The sequence below is a fragment of the Thomasclavelia saccharogumia DSM 17460 genome (assembly GCF_000686665.1).
In the GTDB taxonomy this organism is placed as follows: domain Bacteria; phylum Bacillota_I; class Bacilli_A; order Erysipelotrichales; family Coprobacillaceae; genus Thomasclavelia; species Thomasclavelia saccharogumia.
In genome coordinates, this window is record NZ_JMLH01000012.1 from 1 (window position 1) to 23,874 (window position 23,874).

Genomic DNA, 23,874 nt, shown 5'->3' on the forward strand with positions numbered 1-23,874 from the left:
TTTATTTGGTTTCAATCTTAATTCTAAGAACGCCTTGATTAATTTAGTATAACTTTCTTCTACTTCATTTTGCATTGCATTTTCATCAGCTAATACATCTTTTGCTTCAGTCAATACTGGTAACATTGCATTCCATGATCCTTCACTATAATCAGCTCTATTTAATGCATCTATCTTGTTTACTAGATCTTGTAATAATGTCTTATCACCTTTGTAGAACTCTAATTTCCACATCACTTGAGCCAAACGATCAAATGCGTTATCTACTGCTTCTTGAGCAGCTTCTTCATCTGCTAATACCGTTTTTGCTTCATCTAAAGCAGCTCTAAATTCATTTACAACAGCAGGAACAACTTTATCCAAATCAGCTTCACTAACTTGACTGGCAATATCTACTGCTATTTCTAAAGCCCCTTTGTTTACTTGATCTTCAATTTTTATTTTTTCAAGAGCTGCCATTGCTGTATTAAGAGCTTTTATAGCTTCTTCTACTTCTTGTAAAGTTGCACTTTCATTTTCATAAACAGCTTGAGAGTTTAATAATACTGTCTGCAAATTTTGATATGATTCTTGAGTATAAAGAGTCTCTTCAATATCTAAAGCTCTTTGAATAGCGGCTTTTAAATCACTTTTATCTATTAATACTTTTTCTAATTTTATAATAGCTTCTTTTAAATTCCATGTTGCTATATCAATATCTGTTTGTGCAATATCATCCTGTTTTAATAATTCTTTTGCTCCATTTAAAGCTTCTAAATATGCATCATAGCTTTCTTTTGTATAGCCATCTTGATCCATAACTTCATTAACAAGATTTTGTAATTCTGTTTTATCAGCTATAATTTCTAATGATTGATATGCTTGACGTAATTGATCGATTATTTGATCAATTTCATTTTGACTAACATCTTTTTCATAAATGTTTTGAGCCATCTGCTTGATTTTTAAATAGTTTTGATAACTTTCACTTGTATATAATTCTTGATTAACTTCTTTATTTAGTTCATTTTCTAAAACCTTTTTATCAATGATAGCTTGCGAATTAACAATTACTTCATTTAAACGCCACCATGCTTCATCATTATCTTGTGTTGCTAAAACTTTTATTCCAAATACATCAACTGGCTGTTGTAAAGTAATCGTTTCATCCGAAATTCCCTGTAATGTTTGAAGAGTTTCAAACGTTTTTCCATCTTTTGTAATTTGTAATTCACCATATTTTAAGATATCTCTATCAGAAATCAATCTAACCGTCTGCAAATTAATTGGTTCTCTAAACATAATTTGTACATAATCACCAGCTTTTTGATAATTATTTTTCCAATACGTTGTCGAAATATCATCATCAAAAGCATAATCAACGTTATAAACATAACCAGTATTAGGATCTTGATACGGATTACCATTAGTCGTTACAACTGCAAATTTTTTCATATATAAACTATTTCTAGCATTCTCTATTTGCAAAACAGCCAAATTAATCCTTGCTTGTGTTGCATAAGTATCATTATAAATAGACTGTCCAATTTGTTTTGCAATATCATAATTTCTCAATGCTTCACTATCATATATAGTTTTATCAATATTTTCACTAAGAAGTTCTTTTAATCTGCTTTTATCTGTCTTTTCTATATCTGTAATACCATTGTATAACTGTTCACTTTGTTGAACGATAATTGTCATCAATGATTTCACTTCATCATATGTACCATCTTGTAAAATAGTTTTTAATTCTTCAACATTCGAACTTAATAATTCTTTAAATACACGATTTGATTCTGTCTCTATAACATCATTTAATGCCTGCTCTGCCAAAACAATAACATCATTAACTTCTGTTTCACGCATTCCAAAAACTTCTAATTCAGAAAAGTTTCCTGAATAATATCCATTTCCAGCCCAAGTAGCACAAAACATCTTTGTTTGTTCGTATTTTACATATCTAATCTGTAAAGCCTTATCTATTTTACATACAACCTTATCACTTGTACCACCACTAAGATTTTCTTGGATATCAACACACTGCCAAACTTCACCATCACTAGATACATACAATCTATAAGCTTCTGGCATTTCTTTAAAATGAATAGCAATGTTCTCTACCAAACACATTTCGCCTAAATCTACTTGTACCCAAGCACTATCATCGCGATTAAGAGAAATTCTATTACTATAATCACCATCAGTTGCATTTTGGGGATCAAATTGTGGATAAACCAAAGTTCCATCATCATTATAACCACCTTCAACACCACTAACTGTTACCGCTTTATCCAAAGCTAAGTTTAATGATGGTACTACTGCAGTAGTTTTGACTTCATTAAAGATAGACATTGATTTTAAATATCCTTTAATTCCTGATCCAATTTTTTCAACCGGCAAAACAAATGTACTGCTAGCTTGTTTACTAGCACTAACTTGATAATATTCACCAGTACCAATAAGTACATTATCTACATAAAGCTGTAAATCAGTATTATTACAAGTCAACGTAAAATTAATCATTGTGTTTTCTGGAATATTATAATCAAATAGATAGACATACCCTTTTCGTTGATATCCTATTTTACCAGTATTATCATAATTATAATACAGTGCCCCATCTTTTCCGCTAAACATTAGGGCATTAGCTGGCGTTGCTGATGAAATCATCATCTCAAATTCAATAGTATAAGGATATCCAATTGAATCAAATGGCAAAGATATATAACCATTACCATCTAATAACAGAGCTTTTTGATCTGAGTCAGTTTTCAAATTTATAATATTTGCATCATAATGATTTTCTGATAAATCTTTAGCTACATTATTTTCTACATTGGCAAAATCATATTTTACAACTACATCACTATTTGATTTAACATAACGCGCAGGATTAGCATTCGGTGCATATTGACCAAATTTTTCAACTCGAGTCATAAATTCTTCTCCAGTTTGGTCTGCAGTTTTTTCTCCATACCAATTTTTCTCAGCCATTAACATTATTTGATCACGATGGCGATCAAAAATATCAAACTGAGAAGCACCAACTTTAATATCATTCCATAAAGCTGCTTCTGTACCTAATAACAACGGATGCCCTGGTTTAATAATTTCATTAGCTGATATCATACCTGCTTCCCATGTATCATATAAATTCTTAATATTCAAGTAATCATGATAGCCAGCAGCTGGTACTATATATAAATATCCATCAATATTATTAATCATTGGATATTCTCCATCTAACATCAATTTTAAATTGGCAAAACTTTTTGACCAAAAATGAAATACAGCTTCATTAGATACTGGTGTTTCTCCACCATAACTGCTGCCTTCTACATTTAACCCTGACCAAAGTCGTGGCTGAACATTTTTTGAGTTTACATATTTGATCATCTCATCCATATAAGCACGCATTTCTTCATTATGACCTGATGGATATTCATCTGTTCCAATATTAAATTTTTGATTTTGAAATACTGGATCATCTCCATCTAAAAATTCATCATACAACGACTTCATAAATGCAATTGCATCACGATTAGATAAATCGATATGATTACCATCCAACATTATAGAAGGATCTACATAACTTATTGAACGACAGTGTGCAGGTGTATCAATCTCGGTTACAACTTCAACACCATATTGATATACTTCTTTTTGATACTGTTTATAAGCCTCTTGCGAATAGATTTCATCTTCTGGTATTCCAGAATTAATAGCTGGATACTTTTTACTTTCTACTCTAAATGCTGTAGATTGTTCTCCACCATCATCATTGATATGAACATGAATCTCATTTAATTTAAAAAATGCTGCGTATTTTGTAATTTCTTCTAAATAATCTAATGGCATATAAAATCTTGCTACATCTAACATTGTAGATCTAACTTGATATTGTGGGTAATCTCTCATTAAGCCTCTAGGCAATGTCAAATTCTGACTGTCCATAAACATTTGAGCTAATGTTGCTCCAGCATATAATAATCCTTTTTCTTCAGGTGCTGTTACTGTTACACTATCAGCTATTTCCATTGAATATCCTTCATTACCAACAGATAAATTTTGATCTAATTCTAATAAAATATCTCCAGCTTGACCCTCACCTGAAATGATTGAAACTTTAGTTTGCGTCATTTTTTCAATATAAAATACTATTTTAGCTGCAACATTTTGCAACGTCTCATCATTTAAAACTATATTACCACTAAATTTAAATGTACCTTGGTTCCCTTTCCATTCCCGAATACCTGGTAAAACTTGTGGTCTATTAATTTGACCATCATCGTATTGACCATTAACTTTAACTATAATAGGATCATCCATATGCAAACTTTCTTTTGTATCTATATTTTCCACCTGATAATATAAGTAAACGATCATATCTTCTAACGGCTGCGTAATTTGACCATCTTTACTGATAACTGCACTATTGCTTGTTCCATATAATGAAATACTGTATTGATCGTCTTCTATTACCGGTAAAATAATTTTTTGACCATCGGAAGATAAAGTTGGCGCTTTATCTTTTACGCTATTAAATATTTCAAGCAGTTTACTATCAGAAGTTATTTTTTCTATCTCGAGTTTAGAATCACTATTCTCTACTTTTTCAATTGAGAGCGACTCTTTTTGGACTGCTGAAACATTTATTATTCCTAATGAACATAACATACTTATACATATTATTACAGCAAATATCTTTTTCATATATCCTCCTTCTTTTTCATATTTAATCTAAGATCCTATTATAATAATTTCAAATTGTTACTTATCATTTATTTTCTTTAATTTTTGCTATTATATTTTTTACCTCCTTTCTTTTTTATTTATCATTTTCATAATAAGCAAAAAAAGCAAGACTCAAAAGAACAAAATGTCCTCTCGAGGTCTTGCCTAATTAAATAGTAACAATCCTATATAACTATATTAACCCCATAATCTAAAAAAAACAAACATTTTTTAACGATTTATGTTAATAATAAACCAACTAAAATTATTTACTTAAAAATATTTTATATCATACTGCTTTTACACAAATAAACTATCATGTTTTAAATATGATGATATCATTTATCCACCATTCTATTTTTTCGATACTTGAGAAAATCATTAAAAAACATTCTAATTATACAAATTAAAGGCACTCCTAAAAACATTCCAATAAATCCAAATAAACTACCAAAAACTGTAATTGAACAAATGATCCAAAACGGTGAAATTCCCACACTATCACCTAAAATTCTAGGTCCTAAAATCAAACCATCAAATTGCTGTAAAGCAAAAATAAAAATTGCTGATGTCAATGCCGGCATAAACCCTTCAATTAATAAAACAATAAAAACAACTGGTATTCCGCCAATAAAAGGCCCAAAATAAGGAATCATATTAGTAATAAAAACAACAAAAGCTAACAATGGGAAAAAAGGCAGCCCCATTAAACCAAAACCAATCAAAGCAATTAATCCAATAATCACTGAATCAACAAATTTACCATAAATAAACTTCCCAAAAATATTGTGTGATTTAAATGCATATTCATGAATTAAATCAAGATTATCTTTTTTAATAAAAGATAACATAAAACGATCAAATATATTTGCAAGTTTGTCTGCTTCAATCAATATATAAGGACAAAATATTAATCCTAATAAAATAGTTAACAATGTACTACCAGTTTTACCAGCAAAAATTATTATTTCTATAAAATCATTACTACTAAAACCTTTTAACGAATCTACAAAAGTACGCTCAAACTGGATAATTGCTTGTGCTATATTAGGATCATCAAAAGTTTTATTAATAGAACTTTCAAATCCTTTTACGTATATATCAATATTCTTAATAAATTCAACTGCATATTCCATTATCATTGGAATCAACCAGGTAAGAAATAATACTACTAACAATACTACAATCAAACTCACTAATAAAACACTAATAATTCTCTGATGTTTAACAAGAAAACTATTTTTACTATTAATAAACAATTTAGAAATCATCTGTACTAAAGGTTCTAAAAAATAAGCTAATATTCCACCAAGTATAATTGGAAAAAAAGCATTTAGTAGAATCGAAAACCACGACGCATCAAACATCTTATAAATCACTATTAAAATAATACCAATTATTAATAAACCACTATACTGTTTCAATTTATTTCCCTGCATGATAATTCTCCTTAAATAACTACTACAATTATACCACAATTATCATTACATTACCCTTTTACGCTAAAAATATTATCATCTTTATTTTTACCAAAACTAAATAACCCCTGCTTTAACATTTTATGCTGCAAAGAAGGGTTTATTACAAAAATATAAAACTATACTTATTGATAGCATCGTTCCACCAAGTACATCACTAAAATAATGCACTCCAAGATATATACGACTTAAATCAACTGCAATAATAATTAATAATGATATTGCAATTAAAACATAACGAAAAGAATAATTACTATGATATAAATAATATATAATCATCGCATACAAACAGCTAACAGCCATTGCATGTCCACTAGGAAAACTATAATTTGTTTCCACAACCAAATGAACGACATCAGGTCTAGGTCTTTTAAAAATAAATTTTAATCCCCTATTTATCAACTGCTGCAATAACGAAAGAAGCAAACAATTAAATGCAATCTTTTTATTAAAAAGGAAAATTAATGCAATTACAGCAATAATTCCCAAAAAACTTCCTAAATTAGTGATCACAATAACTATTTTAGTTATTTCTAAACTCTCAAAACTATGAAGTCCCTCATATATCAACAAGTCTAAAGGAGCAATAAAACCAGTTTGTATTAAAAAACAATCAATTATAAATACTAATAGCGGTATTAAATACAGCCATCGCTTATAATTCTTTATTAACTCTAATGCCATTTTCTTTAACAATAAATGCTGGTACCCCTACAACCGTACAATTATCAGGTACATCAGCTAATACTACTGTTTGTGCTCCTACAATACTATTATTACCAATTGTTACATCTCCAATAACTTTAGCCCCCGCAGAAATCATAACATTATTCAATAAAGTAGGATGACGCTTAACTTTATGTTCACCGGTTCCAACTCCACCTAATGTTACCCCTTGATATAAAACACAATCATCACCGATGATAGTAGTTTCACCAATTACTACTCCCATACCATGGTCAATAAATAACCTTCTACCAATTGTAGCCCCAGGATGAATTTCAATTCCAGTAAAAAATCTTGCAATCTGACTCAATAGTCGCGCTAAAAATTTTAAATGAAGCTTTTTCCATAGAAAATTATTAATTCGATAACAAAACATTGCATGAACCCCAGGGTAATTAATAATTACATTTAAAGCATATCTTGCAGCTGGATCAGTTTCTAAAACTTTTTTTATCAAACTTTTCTCTCTCATATTTTCACTCCTTCTAGTTAATATAACTATTATTTATAAATATTGCAACTAATATATTAATAATTTATGATCATATTTAACTTTGATATAGGTCAAAATATCATGTTTTTATAAAAATTAATCATAAAAATAAACAGAACCCATCCCCTTTGGATCCTGTTTAAAAATATTAGATACTATTTTGTTATAGTGTGTATCTTTCTTCCCCCTATAAATCATTAAATGATTTATAAATAGATTATAATCATTAATTCGTATATGTCAATAAAATAATTGAAATAATCTAATTTTTTATTATTTTTTTAGTATATCGCTAAAGAACATAAAAAAAATATCATATTTGTATACAATTTATTTTATTAATAAAAAACAGTAAATAGCTATTTAGAACAAATAATAAAAGATCAGGCAGCTAAAAAAATTATTGCTTAAAAGTCATGAAAACTACAAAATAAGAAATTATCGACCAGCAAACAAATATTTATTCAAAAAATATTATTAAATGAAGCAAAAATGCAAAACTCAAAGATAGTTGATATTGCATTTAGGACAAATTTATGTTATTTTATTATGGTAAACATTAAAGGAGAATGGGTATGTATTTTGTAATAAATTGTTTTATTAGTGCAGTATGTATTGTTTCATTAATACTATTTACTGAAGTTTTTCCTAAATGGATCAAATTATTGATTGGAGCAGTCCAAGTTGTTACTACTTCATATGCAATAGCTATTTTGATCAAAAAAATTGGTGAATGGACTTCGATATGGTCTGGAGATTATAAGTACATTAATTCTAACTTTTTATGGATTTTACCAATTGTAGCAGTAATAACTATTTTAATTGCATACATCTGCAACAGAAAAGCAAAAAAATCAAAGAAAAAATAAAAACATGAATCAATTCATGTTTTTATTTTATTCCTTTTTCCATACTGATCTGTCTAAGTGTTTTAGCCATCCGCTTTAAAGCATCGACAACCAAATTGTTATCACGATAAACACCCAAAACAATTCGTATGTAACCCATACCGCCAGGACCATAATTTATCCCATCATTTACAGCAACTTTTGCTTCACTTACTAACCTTTTACATATAAGTGCACTATCACCTAATCTACTAACATCCACCCAGGCTAGAAAACCAGACTCTGGCAATTTCATTTTAACGCCTGGAATATCATTTAATATTTCATAGGCAGCATGTCGCCTAAAATCATAGGCCTTTTCAAACTCTTCCATAAATTCTGGATGTTTAAAAGCTTCGATTGCTGCAATTTGACTAACCGTATTTGTTGCTCCAATAACACTTACAGCACAGCCATACATTACATCCATAATTTCATCGCTTGCAATAATATATCCAACACGATATCCACTTAATCCCATTCCTTTTGAAATAGAACAAACTGTAATCGTGTGCTCAAACATATCTGGTAAACTCATTGGTGCAATAAATTCATTTTTAAAAGTAAAATCTTCAAATGCCTGATCACATACAAGAACTAAATTGTATTTTAAAACAACGGTCCTAACTGCTTCTAAACTTTCGCGATTATAAATAGTTGTTGTAGGATTATTAGGATGAGTCAAAACAATCATTTTTGTCTTATCAGTAATCAAAGCTTCTAAAATATCTAAATCAATTTGATAATTATTTTCATCTTTTAGTTCTAAAATCATCGGTGTAGCCTGCATCATCTTAATATTTTGTAAATTATTAGGATAACTAGGACAGGGAATGATAACCTCATCATCTCTTTGCAAAAATGGAAACATTGAAAAAAATAATCCACTATCACTTCCTGGGGTAATAATTATATTACGATCAGGTTTTAATTCCACCCCGTATTTTTCTTTCGCTCTTTTACAAATTATCTCTCTGAGCTCCATATTTCCCGTAGGAGCTGTATAATGACTAGAAACAGGTGAATGTATAGCTTCTATTGTTTTCTCCATTATTGGCTCAGGAATAGAAAAATCAGGCATAAAAGGATCCGCCCATCCCATTAATGCCACCCCATTTTCAGCCATCTTAGTATAACTATCTCCAACATCCGCTTTTTCTACTTCACTAAATAATCCGCCTTCATAGTTTAAAAACTCTTTTTTCATTTTACTTTTCATAATTTTACCTACTTTATAAAATATATATTCTTACGACCAGGATATAAATAAATCAATCCTTTTTTAGTAAATGCCACAGTCTCTTCAGTATAAAAATAATAATCCTGACCAAATACTGTTGCTTTTGTATTCAATTCTAAAGCATACGTTGTATTATATGATATTAAAACATCACCCTTTATAGGAATCTCGCTTTGATTATTCCATAAACCAATTGTTGGTCCAGGTCCATGACCATAAATATTACATGGATGCGAATATAAAACAGCCTCAATTCCTTCACTTTCAGCCTGTTTTAAAGCTTCTTTTAAAACTTCATTACCGCTTTTATTTTCCGCCATACAATTAGCTACGATGTCTTGAAAACGATTATTGATCTTCATCCCTTTCACTAAATCATCAGGTAAACGATCTTCATCATCTCTAGCAATATAAGCTAATCTTTGTGTATCAGTACAAATATTTAAATATTTGATTCCAAAATCACAATGAAGTAAATCCCCCTTTTCAATAACTCCAAAATATCTAGGATCATCTAGACCAGGTCTTTGCAAATCAACAGTAGGTTCAAACCAATAATCTAATCCCAAATCCTTAACCTTTTGCATCATTAACCATTGTAGATCCTCACAAGTCGTAGTACCAGGAATAATATTATCTTTACTAAATGCTGTTTCAATAATTGAAAATGCAACTTTCATTACTTCAGGATGAAGTTCTAATTCAGTCGGAGTTCTTAATTCCATTAATTTAATTGCCAGCATATCATTACGAACAATCCGCTCAACATACTTTTTATCCATTTTACTTGTTATCATTTCATATAATCCCTGGGTCAATCCATCACTGAAGGCAAAATTATCAGAGACATTGACAGCTATACTTTGGGGATCAAATTCTTTACACAAACGATTTAAACAGGACATTTGATCTTCATGATTAAAATCTGTCCAATAACTTACATAATATGGCGCTAACTCATCACTAGGCATACACAATGAAAAACGATGAATATCATCATTATCCTTTACAAACGCAAATAGTGATATTCGTCTAGCTGTAGGATAATCAGCAGGAGTGATTGCATGAAACAAAGGGTCTTCGTTATACTCTTTTGAAGCACTGATCCACATATCAACATTATTTTCTTTCATTACTTGTGGCAAAATAATATCTAAACGTTCTTTTAAGCAAGTATCTTTAATTTTATACTGCTCTTTTATCGATTTTATTTCAATCATTATTTCCCTCCTATTAAAATAAGGTACATTTTAGATGTACCTTATTTCAGTTAAATGTTAATCTGCAATTTTAGCATAAGCTAATTGATAATGACCTTCAGGTGAATGAGTAACTCCTGTTACTTTAGATGATAATAAATATGGTTCAGTATATCCAAATAATGGAATTACATAATGTTGTTCACCAACTAAATAGTTTTCAGCTTCATGTAAAGCATTCATACGTTCAGTTGCATCATCTAATGCATTTGCAGCATTTACCATACTTTCAAATGTTGCATCATCAACAGTATTTCCTAAAGTAGTCTTACCAACATACATTGATAAATAAGCCATTGGATCAATGAAATCAGCAGTCATTGCATGACGACAAATTTCAAAATCACCTTTATCACGTTCATCAAAGAAAGCTTCTTTTTCAGTTGCAACTAATTCAAGATTAATATAAGCTTCTTTCATAGATGCTTGTAATGCTTGAGCAACATTTTTATGCATTGTGTTATCGTTATATTTATATGTTAGATCTAACATATTATCTGCACTATAACCTTTAGATTCCATAATAGCTTTAGCTTCATCTAAATTGTATTCAGCTAATTTTTTAACTTCATCTTGTTCTTCACGGAAGTCACCAGTTGCTCCTGGAATTCCTTTAGGAATTAATCCACTTAATTCATATGCGTTATCACCATATCCTAATGCTTGTAAAACGTTTTCACGATTTACAGATAAACCAATTGCATTACGGATATCTTTATCTTTTAATACTTCATTTGTATTTTCATCACCAGCATTAATTAAAACATAGTAGTTACATACAAATGGATCAATTTTCCATGACTGATCACTTAATTCTTCTTTACTATTGATTGTATCAATGTTACAAGAAGTTGCAAAATCGATTTCTCCACTTTCAAATGCACTAGTTTGAGCATCCATATCAGCCATTACTTTAAATGAAATAGAATTAAGAGATACGTTATCAGCATCAGAGAATTCTTCATTCTTTTCCAATAAAACTTCATCTTTAGTATTTACAGAAGTAACTTTAAATGCCCCATTATAAGGAACATCACTGTTATTTCCCCAAGATGAATCAGTTATATCACCATCTTTAGCGTTATCTTTTAAATAATCTTCTCTAACTGGATAGAATACCGTGTTAGTTAATAAAGAAGTGAAATAAGCACATTTAGCTTTTAATTTAATTTCAATAGTAGTATCATCTAGTGCTTTAGCACCAAAATCTTTTAATTCATCCATAGTAGTATATGGTGTATCAACTTCTACACCAGTGTCTTTATCAGCTACCATGTGAGAAGTACCTTCGATATATTGCCAAATAAATTGTGTGTAGTATCCTTGAGTTGGAACTGCACGTTTCCAAGCATATACGAAGTCTGAAGCTTTAACAGTTTCACCGTCACTCCATTTAGTACCTTCTTTAATTTTAATTGTGTAAGTTAAACCATCTTCACTGATTTCAGGCATATCAGTAGCTAAATTTGGAATAACATTACCATCAGTATCAAGTACATATAACCCTTGATAAACTTGTGCTAAGATGTTAGCAGTGATTGAATCATCTACGATTGCAGGATCTAAATCTGCAGTATCCCCACCAACAGCAACTCTTAAATCAGCTTGGTCTGTACCACCACAACCTGTTAAACAAGTTAAAGCCATTAAGAAACAAAGACCATAAGTTAATAGTTTTTTCATGTTTTTTCCCCTTTCAACTATTTTTCATATAAGAAACATGCCACTTGACGATTACCAATATTTTTCAATACTGGTTTTTCTTTAGCACATCTCTCGGTTGCCTTTGGACAACGTGTCCTGAATACGCATCCACTAGGCGGATTTATCGGACTTGGAAGTTCACCTTCCAATACGATACGTTTTTTAGAACGGGCAGTATCTGGATCCGGAATCGGAACCGAAGATAACAATGCCTGTGTATATGGGTGTAACGGTTCATGATAAACATCATCCGCATTCCCAACCTCAACTATATTTCCTAAATACATTACTCCAATTCGATCTGAAATATGTTTAACCATACTTAAATCATGAGCAATGAACAAATAAGCAATTCCCATTTCTGCCTGGATTTTTTCAAGCAGATTGATAACTTGAGCTTGAATTGAAACGTCAAGAGCTGAAATCGGCTCATCACAAACAATAAACTTAGGATTTAAAGCTAATGTTCTTGCAATTCCAATTCTTTGTCTTTGTCCACCAGAAAATTCATGTGGATAACGTCGGATATGATCTGGTTTTAATCCGACAATTTCCAATAATTCTCGAACTCTCTTTTCACGTTCTTCTTTTGTATCATAAATTCCATGAATGTCCATTGGTTCACAAACAATTTCTCCAACTGTCATTCTTGGATTCAAACTTGCATAAGGATCTTGAAAGATCATCTGCATATCACGACGGAACTTTTTTAACTTAGCTCCCTTGATTTTTGTAATATCTTCACCTTCAAAAATAACTTTACCCGCTGTAGGTTCATATATTTTAACTAAAGCTCTACCTGTTGTACTTTTCCCACATCCAGATTCACCTACTAAACCAAATGTCTCACCTTTAGAAATTTCAAAATCAACACCATCAACGGCCTTAACAATTTGCTTTTTAGCTAAGAAACCGCCTGAAACTGGGAAATGTACTTTAAGCCCCTTTACTTTTAAAATTGGTTCACTCATTTTCTATTCCCCTTTCTTTAAAACTATAGGATTTCCAAGCCAACATGAACAAGTGTGAGTTTTAGAATATTCACGATATTCATCCATTTTAAGTGGGCAGATATTCATCGCATCCTCACAACGATCCACAAATGGACATCCATCAGAAATATTCAATAGATCTGGTGGTGACCCCGGAATTGGATGCAGTTCTTTTTTTTCAGTATCTTCTGGATTTGCAATACATGATAATAATCCTTTTGTATAAGGATGCTTTGGATTATAGAAAATTTCATCCGTAGTTCCCATTTCAACGATTTTACCACCATACATAATTGCAATTCGATCACATATACTAGCTACAACTCCAAGATCATGAGTAATCATGATGATCCCAGAATCGATTTCATCTTTTAAACCACTAATCAAGTCTAACACTTGAGCTTGAATAGTTACGTCTAATGCTGTCGTTGGTTCGTCAGCAATAATAATTTTTGGATCACAAGCTAAAGCAATAGCAATAATTATTCTTTGTCTCATTCCTCCTGAAAATTGATGAGGATATTGACGAATACGACTTTCTGGTGAAGGAATTCCTACCTTTTTCATTAAGTCAATTGCTTTGCTGCGCGCATCTGCTTTAGATATTCCAGGATTATGATTTATAATCGGTTCAATCAATTGAGTCTCAATCTTAAGCGTTGGATTTAAGAAAGTCATTGGATCCTGGAAAATCATCGCCATATCATTTCCACGAATATCATCCATAGTAGTCTCATATTTTTTATTGGAATCAAAACTCAATGGTGAGATTTCCTTACCATCAATTTTAATTGAACCTTTAGTTACTTTACCATTAGCAGCAAGTAATCCCATAATAGAGAACATCGTCTGTGATTTTCCAGAACCTGATTCTCCAACAATTCCTAATACTTCGCCCTTATCTACATAAAATGATACATCTCTTACAGCTTTTACTGTTCCATTTTCAGTACTAAATTCGGTAGTAAGGTCATTAACTTCTAACATTTTCATTTTATAACTTCCCTCCTACTTCTTTTTAGGGTCAAGGGCATCCCCTAAACCATCACCAATAAAATTCAAAGCTAACATTGTTAAACAGATTGCCAAAATTGGCCAAACAACCTGTAAAGGTTGTGAACTGATCATTGCTCTAGCATCATTAGCTAATGTACCCCAGCTTGCTTTTGGGGCTGAAAGACCAATTCCTAAAAAACCTAATGTTGCTTCATAAAAAATTGAACTAGGAACTAACATTGAAAACGATACAATAATTGGTCCCATACTATTAATGATCAAATGTTTTAATAAAATACGCGATTTACTAGCACCTAAAACAAAGGCTGCCAAAGAAAATTCCTGTTCTTTTAAAGTCATGACTTGAGCTCTAACCTGCCTAGCCATTCCCATCCACGATGAAATACAAATTCCAATAATAATCGATAAGAAATTCGATCCCATTACAACTGTGATCATGATCAAATATAACATATCTGGTATTGAATATAAAGCATCGACGATACGCATCATGACCATATCTACTTTGCCACCAATATATCCAGCGATTGCCCCATAAGTAACACCAACCAGCAAAGAAATGATTGCTGCTGAAAAACCTACTGAAAGGGAAATTCTACCACCGTACATAATTCTAACTAACACATCTCGCCCAAAGCGATCTGTTCCTAAAAAATGTTCCATTGATGGACCAGCAAAAGTGTTAGCCATATCCTGTCCATCATAAGTATATTTAGAAAATATTGGTATTAAAATACTGCAAATTGCCATTAACGCCAAGAAACACAATCCAATCAAAGCTAATTTATTAGCTTTAAAACGATTCCAGGCATCTGCTAAATAAGTCTTACTTTCATACGAAATTTTTTCACTATTCTTTTTTGAATCATCTAACTTCTCAAACATATCAGGAGTAAGTTCGATGTCCATAACTTTATTTTCTTCCATCTTGCTCCTCCTTATTTTAATTTAATTCTTGGATCAACTACTGCTGATAATATATCAGTAATAATATTAAATGTAATAACTAAAAAGCCTAAGAAAATCGTAAGTCCCATAATCATTGGATAATCACGAGTTTGAATACTAGAGACCATCTCTCTACCAATCCCCGGAATTGCAAACAATGATTCGATAACAAAGCTTCCTGTAAGCATATACGCAAACGCCGGTCCTGCATATGTAATAACCGGAATCATTGCGTTTTTAAGCGCATGTTTGAGTACCACTTTTTTATATGATGTTCCTTTTGAACGTGCTAAAATGATATAATCTTGTTTCATTACTTCCAGCATACTGCTTCGTGTTAAACGACATATCATTGAAATCGGATAAAACGACAATGCCATTACTGGTAAAACATAGTTAGCTGGTGTAGATAATCCTACAAACGGGAAAAGCTTCAGCTTTACTCCTAAAACAATCATTAACAAAATACCTATCAAAAACGAAGGTACTGAGACACCGATAGTTGCAATAAACATACACAGATTATTTACCCATCGATGTTTTGAAAGAGCCGCTACAGTTCCTAAAGCTATTCCTACGATCAAAGCTGTAGCAAATGCTGTGGATCCTAATCTAGCTGTAACTGGAAAGCTTTGTGTGATCGTATCAGAAACTTCACGTCCTGAACGAACCATACTCTCTCCTAAATCACCATGAATCAAATCACTCATATAAATAGTATATTGCTCAAAAACCGGCTTATCTAAATTATACTTTTTAATTGCCAATTCTCGCTGTGCCTGATTTTTATATTTTTCACCACTAATTGGTGATCCTGGTGTTGCCTTCATCAAAAAGAAAGTTGCTGATGAAAGTAAAAACAGGGTTACAATTCCAATAAGCACACGTTTTAAAACATACCTAAACATCTAATCACCTATTCCTTTACTTTATATACTTATTAGGATACCTTAAAATGTCACAAATTTCAAATACTTTTTTACACACAAACTCCGCATTTATCAATGACTTTAGCCCAAAAACCGCTAATTGTATACGATTATACAGATTTACAAAAAATAAAATTTTTTTTATTTTTTTCTTAAAATCTATTAATTTCGATAAAAAAAATCAAACATGTATTAAAATAAATACAATTTATTCACCCTCATAAATGCCTTTTCCAGTGAGCTTTGCCTCATCATTTGCAACAATTATTTCATTTTTATAAGTATAATCATAACCATAATCATAAAACTTCTCAACCAGTCCCGCTCGCGCCAATTTTTCCTGTAACAACTCACCATCAACAAATACCCACGCAAGCATACGACCATATTTATCCTCCGTCTCACCATCTTCATTTAGTTCCAATTCTATTTTTTTGGCATTAGTCAATTGAGTTTGCGTATAATCACTAGCCTCTTTACCATAAGGCTCTACTTGGTTGGTCGATTCAGGCGTATCAATATACAAAAATCGCACCTTGGTACTTTCACCATCAATATTAAACCACGCTGTATCCCCATCAACACACTTATCCAATGTTACTTCAAAACGCTCGCCTGGAGAAATAGTTTTATGCTCCTGATAAAAATTATATCCAAAAACTATTAAAATCACTATTATTCCTAACCATGACTTAGATAATTTATTACGCTGTGCTTTTGTCATTTTAATTTTTTTAGCCATCTATTCCTACCGCCTTTTTAGCCAGTTTATCAGCTCTTTCATTATAAATATCACCACTATGAGCTAACACTTTAATAAATACAATATCTAATGATTCCCGATACTGAACCACTTTTTTTTGATAATCCTGAGTTTTTATTTTATTAGCTTTCCATGACCCATTAGCCCATTTTTCAATTCCTTCATAATCATAATAAATACATAATTGCAGATAACCATTATCTTTAGCAAATTCCATAGCATAAAGACTGCCCAATATCTCACCAGCTACATTTCGCATTGAAGCATAATCGATATCACTGCCTTTATCATACACTTCCTTGATTACCTGTCCTCCTTCAATCAATACACAACCAAATCCATATTCTTTAGTTTTAGCGTTATAGCTTCCATCAACATAAGCAATCAATCCTTGCTCAAAAACGACCTGCTTTTCCTCGATAAACATTTTTGCCTCATTTTCATTACTAAAAGATTTATAAACTGCCCCGCTATATCTATCAACCTGCATTTTACATTCATCCCACGATAAATAGATTCCTGGTTTTCGTCCTACTTTTACTGCATAATATTTCGTCATAACTACTCCTTATATAAAAATATAATCTATTTTAAACTAGAAAAAATAAATAGTAAAGAGATTGGTTGTCTAATTAATAATAATGAGTATAATTAAATTATTAGAACTAAAGGAGATACGATATGAATATTGAAGAAAGATTTTTGAAATATGTTAGTTTTGATACTCAATCAGACGAGTATTCAAAAACTACTCCATCTACTTTAAAACAATTAGAATTAGGAAAAGAATTGGTTAAAGAAATGTTGGAAATTGGCATCGAAGATGCTCATTTAGATGAATTTGGTATCGTTTATGGAACAATTAAAGGTAACAGCAAAAACGGTGATGTAATCGGTTTTATTGCCCACATGGATACTTCTCCTGATGCTAGCGGTAAAAACATCAAACCACAAAAAATTACAAATTATGATGGTTCTATTATTGAACTTAATAAAAATCTAAACTTATCTTTAGACCCAAAAGAATTCCCTAGTTTAAAGAAAATGATCGGTCATGACCTCATCACTACAGATGGTACTACATTGCTTGGCGGGGATGACAAAGCTGGCGTTGCAATTATCATGGATCTGGCTGATCATTTATCTAAACACCCTGAAATCAAACATAACGACATTAAAATAGCGTTTACTCCAGATGAAGAAGTTGGACGAGGAACTGATAATTTTGATGTAAAAAAATTTAATGCTAAATATGCTTATACATTAGATGGTGGAGATATCGAAGAATATAATTATGAAAATTTTAATGCTTACAGTGCTAAAGTAGAAATCACTGGTAAATCGATTCATCCTGGTGATGCTAAAAACAAGATGGTCAATGCTGCTAATATTGCTATTGAATTCGAAAATATGTTACCAGCTGATCAAAAAGCCTATTATACAGATGGTCATGATGGATTTAACCATTTGCATCATTTAGAAGGCAATTGTGAAAAAGCTGTTTTAGAGTACATAATTAGAAATCATGATTTATCTTTAGCCAAAAAACAAATTGATGATTTTAAAAGAATCAAAAACTATTTAGATGATAAATACGGCTATGAATTAATCAAACTCGATATCAATGAATCATATTTAAATATGGCTGAAGTGATTAAAGAAAATTATTATATTATTGAAAAATTAAAAAGTGCGATGAATAAAGTAGGCATTGAAGGTCATGCCAGTCCAATCAGAGGGGGCACAGATGGAGCAAGATTAACATTTATGGGATTACCATGTCCAAATATTGGTACTGGCGGAGCTAATTTCCATGGTCCATTTGAATATGTTTCACTTACAATGATGAAACAAGCAGTAAAAATATTAACAGAGATCATAAAAGTATAAAATTATGAAACGCTGTTTATTTATTATAAATCCTTCATCTGGACAACGTTCTTTACAAAACAGTTTAGATAAATTAATTGGTCAACTAATTATCAAACAACTAGTAAATCATGTAGATATTTTTTATACCGCTAAAAAAGATGACGGTTACTATAAAGCATTAAAATGTGATGAAAAAAATTATGATTTTATCGTCGTTGTCGGTGGTGATGGTACAATCAATGAAGTAATAAGTGGAATGGTTGAAAGTCATAAAACTATTCCTTTATGTATTTTAGCTGCAGGAACCGTTAATGACTTTGCAAACTATTTAAATTTACCAACCAGCATTAATGATATCTGTGATATGATCAGCAATTTCCATACTGTCTGCTGCGATGTTGGTAAAGTTGATAATCATTATTTTATGAATGTAGCTGCTGGCGGAATGTTTAGTGATGTCTCTTTTACAGTTAGTAAAGCCGATAAAAAAAGACTTGGTCCTTTAGCTTATTACCTTAGTGGATTAACTAATTTACCAAGTCAATTAAATACTAATATTAATCTCAAGATCATCCTTGATGATGTAAATGTAATTGAAGAAGAAGCTAAAATGTTTATGATTACTAACACTAATCGAGTTGGCGGCTTTGAAAACATTATTCCATTAGCTGATATCCAAGATGGATTATTAGATTTAATTATTATCAAAAAATGCTCTGTTACCGATTTAGTTGCCCTATCTAAAGATTATATTTTAAAAAAGCACGCTAATAGCCCATTTATCTCATATTTTCAAGCTAAAAAAATTGAAATATACAGTAAGCAAGAGGTATTGCTCGACATTGATGGTGAACAGGGTTCACCACTTCCAGCAACTATTCAAGTTGTTAGTCAAGCCGTTAATATTTTAATTCCAATTTAAGGGGATTTCCCCTTTTTTTATTTCTTTTTAGCAGAAACTAATAACATCATTGGCCGTCTCATTTCATCTTTCATCCCAGGAAGTTCAATCATTTCTGATGATGGCTGAGGTTCTATAACATGTTTTAATTCAAAACCTTTTGATAACAAACAATTTAAATAAGTAGTTAATGTTCGATGATACTTAATAACCTTTTCGCCAAGAAAAACAGCTTCACGTTTTCCTTCATAATAATAATTATCAACAGGGAAATGAAGAATATTACCATTTTCATCATAATACCAGTCCTGACTGCCATAACTTGTAAAAACCGGATGTTCGACCGAAAAAACAAATTCACCGTTTTCTTTTAGCCACATTACAATTTTTTCTACCAATCCTGCAAAATCTTTTATATAATGAAATGCTAATGAACTGATTATAATATCAAATTTATTTTCTGAAAATTCTAAATCTTCCATTGCTTGACACCGATACTCGATCTTCGTATCGGCATTTTTTGCTTTAGCTGCTTCTAACATTTTTTTTGAAATATCAACACCTAAAACATAATCTGCTCCCTGCTTTATGGCATATGCACAATGCCAGCCGTAGCCGCATCCTAGATCAAGGACTGTTTTACCTTTAAAATCAGGTAAAATCTTTTTTAATTCATGCCATTCTCCAGCACCTTCTAACCCTTTTTTGGAGCGCTCCATCATTCCATATTTTTTAAAAAACTGTTCATTATCATATTTATTTTCTTTCATCTTTTCCTCCCTTTTCATCTAAACTTCAAGTATATAATATTAAAATGATAATTTGTTATTATCCTAAAATGTTTAATATCACTATAATATCTATTTTAACACTTATTTCTTTAAATAAAAACTCTTAAACCAATGACGAAAATCATTAATTTAAGAGCCAATCCTTCTCTAAGTTATTTTAAAATTAAAAAGCCTGCTTCGTTATCCTCTTAGAAACCTTTTTTCGCCGTTCCTGCAAGGTAAAATAATCAAGAACATAATCACCTGTAGCAGTATGAACACTTTGTTTTCTTTTATTCAAAGCAATATTTTTAGATCTTGAAACATCAATTTTTCGACAACTTTTTTTCGGAGGATTTGTATAAAATCTAGTCACTATTATATTGCCTCCTTCCATTATACTATATGAAATAATTAAAAAATCAATTAATGAATTTGAACTATGCAATCTAAAATCAACAATATTATAGCATAATTTATTCAATTCGTTCAATAAATATTCATTTTATGAACTTAAAATATTCGCTCTTAGCAACTTTAAAACTTCGATTTCCTGTTTACCACTAGTTTCTACCGTTGATAAAAATGTTGAAAAATTGCTATTTTTTCTTACAAAATCAAGCCATTCAATGATTTCTTTTTTTGAATAGCCCATGTCTGTAAACTGTGCTTCTAACAGCGCAAATTGGAAAAGTAAATCAGTATTAAAAATTGCTGGATCATCCGTATTGATTGTCAATAATACTTGTTTACTATGATCATCATTAAAACCAATTGCATCTAAATTTAAATACGGTAATAATGTAACATCATCAATATCACCAATCAAACTATTTGATACTGGATTTATTTCTACAATAATACCTTTGTTAGCAACCTTGTTTCTAACATATTTTTGCAATCTATCATATAATTCATAATCATCGATATTTTCAACAATCAAAATAGATTCATTCATTTTGTCTATAAAATAACTACAATGATCAGCTACTAATAATTCTTCAAGCGTCCATCTAAAATCTGCTTTATTTAAACTTTTTTTCTTGCAGGCATATGAAAAATAACAGCACTTTTTACTCATCTTTAGTACTTTTTTATCAATACAGCTAAAATTATAGTTATACCAGTCAACTAAAACATGGATATCAACTGTATAATCCTCATTTTCTGAATAAATTTCTCTAAAAGTACTTAAAATCTTATCTCTTAATAAACTCTCGCTAATATTTAATTTTAAATCTTTCTTAGATATCTGAATATAGATCCAAAGCAAATTTTTTAAATAATCGATTTTTTTTATCTGCGTAACTTTTTTGTCTCGAAGATAGCGTTTTAAATCCAAGGCTAATGCCAAGCCATGACCAATTCGATCGCCTTCCATATAGTTAAAATGTTCTATCACTTCATCAACATGTCGTAACCCACTGACAATACTAGAAAAAACCTCTCCGGCATGATATGTAAATCCTAATCTTTTAGCAGGAAAAATGTTATAATTATAGTATTTTTCAATTAATTGCGGATTCTGTGATTCTTCTACTATTTCATGATGAGGATTTCTTATTAATCGATACACCGGAGCATAAACATAGGGTTCACAATAATGCTCATTTCCAGCAACATCGATTCCAATAATATAATTTTCTAAACCTTCTATATTATTACGTAAATGCTGTAAAGCTATAACATTATTTATTAACTCATATTGTAAATAACCATGTTTTAAAAATTTATAATCATTACTTAAAGCAAATTCTTTATAACATATATGACTAACCGGCCTTTTCTTTTTAAACATTACAATAAAGCCTAATTTCATCGCGCGCCTAGTAATTTCTATTTTTTGATACCATTCAATATGATAATTAACTAACTCCAAAATCTTTTCCTTATAAGCACTAATTAATTCATCAAGATTCACACCATGAATATAAGCAATTTTAAGTTCTACGCCTTTGATCTTCTCTTGATGATAATAATGATCAAGAACTAAATTTAATTTATCTTTTAAACTGATACACTGATTAACATTTGCACGATAAAAATTACTAAAATATGATAATCCTTTAACCTCTTCAGTTTGTACTTTCAAAGCAAAAACACTATTTTTCACTCGCAAATAATTAAAAAAACACTGATTAAATAAAGTTTTTTGATACTTATTTTTCTTAATATATTTTATGCAGTGATGAATAAAAATATTTTCACTTTGATCCTCATTTTTTTTACCAATAAATAAACTAATATAATCGTTATAATTATTATCACAATTATTATAATCATCACGGTGATACATAATTATCTCCATATCAATATTTTCAATAACCTTATTTATCAAATCCCGATCATCATCATTAAGTTCACCTGAAGCATATTTTGTCAATAAGATATAATCCCTGTCATAAACTTCCTGATCAAAAAATATTATTTTCATCAAAATATAACGAACTGCAAGCGATGCTAAAGAAAACAATTCATAATCAAAATAACTGCTTTTGATCTTGTTAACTTTATTTAATTCACTAAGCGAACGACGAACATCATAATTTAACGGTCTTTTACCTATCATCGCCCACCATTGTAAATTAAAACCAATCGCACCCCCGAAATGAACATGCGTTTCATAAAAACCTTCTTTAAACACACTACTTTGATAATTGTTTAATACATGAATATGTAATCCCTCATTACTACATATAAAATCTTCAATAGAAGTAACAAATCTATTTAAATGATTAATAATTACTGGTGTCATTTCCATCCACCTTGAAATATAATACCAGATCAAGATTCTTTGATTTTCATTATATGCCGAAAATAAATCTTTTCGATTATTGATATACATCTGATTCAAATATATTTTATAATCCTCAATTCTCAATAAAGACGATCCTAACCTTCCTAACAATTCAAAATAAAATTCTGTTAACTGATCACCCTTATCACACTTGATATTTCTAAGCTGGCGTGGAAATATTTTTTCAAGTATTAAAATAAACTCATCCATATCCCTAATCGAAATCTCATTTTTTATAATACTAAAAATCACTAAAATAAACTCATCATACGTGATTTCACCATTTAAATATTTTGCATAATAATCATCCTTAATAAACCTAAAATGACGATATGGTAATGTAACAATTGCAATTGTCAGTATCAAATTATAAGTATTCATA

At 30.5% G+C, this 23,874-nt stretch carries 19 protein-coding genes; 3 read left to right on the top strand and 16 right to left on the bottom strand.

Annotation, left to right across the window (positions count from 1 at the left end):
* From BR82_RS0104160 to epsC, 4 genes are all read right to left on the bottom strand, one after another.
* Positions 1-4,695 (bottom strand): family 20 glycosylhydrolase (locus BR82_RS0104160; RefSeq protein ID WP_027089140.1); only part of this gene is annotated, 4,695 nt, incomplete at its 3' end.
* A 359-nt stretch (positions 4,696-5,054) separates the two neighbouring features.
* Complete coding sequence (locus tag BR82_RS0104165) at positions 5,055-6,155, bottom strand: AI-2E family transporter (RefSeq protein WP_027089141.1); 1,101 nt, start codon at positions 6,153-6,155, stop codon at positions 5,055-5,057.
* A 120-nt stretch (positions 6,156-6,275) separates the two neighbouring features.
* Positions 6,276-6,890, bottom strand: a complete 615-nt coding sequence (locus BR82_RS0104170) for a phosphatase PAP2 family protein (protein WP_240474508.1) — start codon at positions 6,888-6,890, stop codon at positions 6,276-6,278.
* Positions 6,850-7,392, bottom strand: a complete 543-nt coding sequence (epsC, locus tag BR82_RS0104175) for a serine O-acetyltransferase EpsC (protein ID WP_027089143.1) — start codon at positions 7,390-7,392, stop codon at positions 6,850-6,852. Before epsC ends, BR82_RS0104170 begins: the two co-directional genes overlap by 41 nt.
* 596 nt (positions 7,393-7,988) lie before the next feature.
* Between epsC and BR82_RS0104180 the strand changes: the two genes are divergently transcribed.
* The gene (locus BR82_RS0104180) at positions 7,989-8,282 is read left to right on the top strand and encodes a hypothetical protein (protein WP_027089144.1); all 294 of its coding nucleotides are present in this window, start codon (positions 7,989-7,991) and stop codon (positions 8,280-8,282) included.
* A gap of 22 nt (positions 8,283-8,304) precedes the next feature.
* Here the strand turns inward: BR82_RS0104180 and BR82_RS0104185 are convergent, their stop codons facing one another.
* The 9 genes from BR82_RS0104185 to BR82_RS0104225 form a co-directional block, all read right to left on the bottom strand.
* Entirely contained in the window at positions 8,305-9,519 is a 1,215-nt protein-coding gene (locus BR82_RS0104185) for a pyridoxal phosphate-dependent aminotransferase (RefSeq protein WP_034864138.1), read from the bottom strand.
* Between the two features lie 8 nt (positions 9,520-9,527).
* On the bottom strand, positions 9,528-10,760 hold the full coding sequence (locus BR82_RS0104190; protein ID WP_027089146.1) for a M24 family metallopeptidase: 1,233 nt from the start codon (positions 10,758-10,760) through the stop codon (positions 9,528-9,530).
* Positions 10,761-10,817: 57 nt separating this feature from the next.
* Positions 10,818-12,482, bottom strand: coding sequence for a peptide ABC transporter substrate-binding protein (locus BR82_RS0104195; protein WP_027089147.1), 1,665 nt, complete (start codon positions 12,480-12,482; stop codon positions 10,818-10,820).
* A gap of 17 nt (positions 12,483-12,499) precedes the next feature.
* Positions 12,500-13,474, bottom strand: coding sequence for an ABC transporter ATP-binding protein (locus BR82_RS0104200; protein ID WP_027089148.1), 975 nt, complete (start codon positions 13,472-13,474; stop codon positions 12,500-12,502).
* A gap of 3 nt (positions 13,475-13,477) precedes the next feature.
* On the bottom strand, positions 13,478-14,488 hold the full coding sequence (locus BR82_RS0104205) for an ABC transporter ATP-binding protein (protein WP_027089149.1): 1,011 nt from the start codon (positions 14,486-14,488) through the stop codon (positions 13,478-13,480).
* Between the two features lie 15 nt (positions 14,489-14,503).
* Entirely contained in the window at positions 14,504-15,439 is a 936-nt protein-coding gene (locus BR82_RS0104210) for an ABC transporter permease (protein WP_027089150.1), read from the bottom strand.
* Positions 15,440-15,450: 11 nt separating this feature from the next.
* Positions 15,451-16,368 (bottom strand): ABC transporter permease, encoded by a 918-nt coding sequence (locus tag BR82_RS0104215; protein WP_027089151.1) that lies wholly within the window; start codon positions 16,366-16,368, stop codon positions 15,451-15,453.
* A gap of 229 nt (positions 16,369-16,597) precedes the next feature.
* Positions 16,598-17,131, bottom strand: coding sequence for a thermonuclease family protein (locus BR82_RS0104220; RefSeq protein WP_027089152.1), 534 nt, complete (start codon positions 17,129-17,131; stop codon positions 16,598-16,600).
* The gene (locus BR82_RS0104225) at positions 17,124-17,711 is read right to left on the bottom strand and encodes a ribonuclease H1 domain-containing protein (protein ID WP_027089153.1); all 588 of its coding nucleotides are present in this window, start codon (positions 17,709-17,711) and stop codon (positions 17,124-17,126) included. Before BR82_RS0104225 ends, BR82_RS0104220 begins: the two co-directional genes overlap by 8 nt.
* A gap of 122 nt (positions 17,712-17,833) precedes the next feature.
* Between BR82_RS0104225 and pepT the strand changes: the two genes are divergently transcribed.
* A complete protein-coding gene (gene pepT, locus BR82_RS0104230) occupies positions 17,834-19,042 on the top strand; it encodes a peptidase T (RefSeq protein WP_027089154.1) in 1,209 nt (402 codons plus the stop codon).
* A 4-nt stretch (positions 19,043-19,046) separates the two neighbouring features.
* A complete protein-coding gene (locus tag BR82_RS0104235) occupies positions 19,047-19,946 on the top strand; it encodes a diacylglycerol/lipid kinase family protein (RefSeq protein WP_027089155.1) in 900 nt (299 codons plus the stop codon).
* A 17-nt stretch (positions 19,947-19,963) separates the two neighbouring features.
* Here BR82_RS0104235 and BR82_RS0104240 read toward each other — a convergent pair whose 3' ends face one another.
* The 3 genes from BR82_RS0104240 to BR82_RS0104250 form a co-directional block, all read right to left on the bottom strand.
* Positions 19,964-20,695, bottom strand: a complete 732-nt coding sequence (locus tag BR82_RS0104240; protein WP_027089156.1) for a class I SAM-dependent methyltransferase — start codon at positions 20,693-20,695, stop codon at positions 19,964-19,966.
* Positions 20,696-20,879: 184 nt separating this feature from the next.
* A complete protein-coding gene (locus BR82_RS0104245; RefSeq protein WP_027089157.1) occupies positions 20,880-21,071 on the bottom strand; it encodes a hypothetical protein in 192 nt (63 codons plus the stop codon).
* Between the two features lie 129 nt (positions 21,072-21,200).
* On the bottom strand, positions 21,201-23,873 hold the full coding sequence (locus tag BR82_RS0104250; RefSeq protein ID WP_027089158.1) for an amidohydrolase family protein: 2,673 nt from the start codon (positions 23,871-23,873) through the stop codon (positions 21,201-21,203).
* Between the last annotated feature and the right edge of the window lies 1 nt (position 23,874).

Coding starts and splice junctions, on each gene's coding strand:
- BR82_RS0104165 (WP_027089141.1), bottom strand. CDS start 6,155: ATGCAGGGAAATAAATTGAAACAGTATAGTGGTTTATTAATAATTGGT.
- epsC (WP_027089143.1), bottom strand. CDS start 7,392: ATGAGAGAGAAAAGTTTGATAAAAAAAGTTTTAGAAACTGATCCAGCT.
- BR82_RS0104180 (WP_027089144.1), top strand. CDS start 7,989: ATGTATTTTGTAATAAATTGTTTTATTAGTGCAGTATGTATTGTTTCA.
- BR82_RS0104185 (WP_034864138.1), bottom strand. CDS start 9,519: ATGAAAAGTAAAATGAAAAAAGAGTTTTTAAACTATGAAGGCGGATTA.
- BR82_RS0104190 (WP_027089146.1), bottom strand. CDS start 10,760: ATGATTGAAATAAAATCGATAAAAGAGCAGTATAAAATTAAAGATACT.
- BR82_RS0104195 (WP_027089147.1), bottom strand. CDS start 12,482: ATGAAAAAACTATTAACTTATGGTCTTTGTTTCTTAATGGCTTTAACT.
- BR82_RS0104200 (WP_027089148.1), bottom strand. CDS start 13,474: ATGAGTGAACCAATTTTAAAAGTAAAGGGGCTTAAAGTACATTTCCCA.
- BR82_RS0104205 (WP_027089149.1), bottom strand. CDS start 14,488: ATGAAAATGTTAGAAGTTAATGACCTTACTACCGAATTTAGTACTGAA.
- BR82_RS0104210 (WP_027089150.1), bottom strand. CDS start 15,439: ATGGAAGAAAATAAAGTTATGGACATCGAACTTACTCCTGATATGTTT.
- BR82_RS0104215 (WP_027089151.1), bottom strand. CDS start 16,368: ATGTTTAGGTATGTTTTAAAACGTGTGCTTATTGGAATTGTAACCCTG.
- BR82_RS0104220 (WP_027089152.1), bottom strand. CDS start 17,131: ATGGCTAAAAAAATTAAAATGACAAAAGCACAGCGTAATAAATTATCT.
- BR82_RS0104225 (WP_027089153.1), bottom strand. CDS start 17,711: ATGACGAAATATTATGCAGTAAAAGTAGGACGAAAACCAGGAATCTAT.
- pepT (WP_027089154.1), top strand. CDS start 17,834: ATGAATATTGAAGAAAGATTTTTGAAATATGTTAGTTTTGATACTCAA.
- BR82_RS0104235 (WP_027089155.1), top strand. CDS start 19,047: ATGAAACGCTGTTTATTTATTATAAATCCTTCATCTGGACAACGTTCT.
- BR82_RS0104240 (WP_027089156.1), bottom strand. CDS start 20,695: ATGAAAGAAAATAAATATGATAATGAACAGTTTTTTAAAAAATATGGA.
- BR82_RS0104250 (WP_027089158.1), bottom strand. CDS start 23,873: ATGAATACTTATAATTTGATACTGACAATTGCAATTGTTACATTACCA.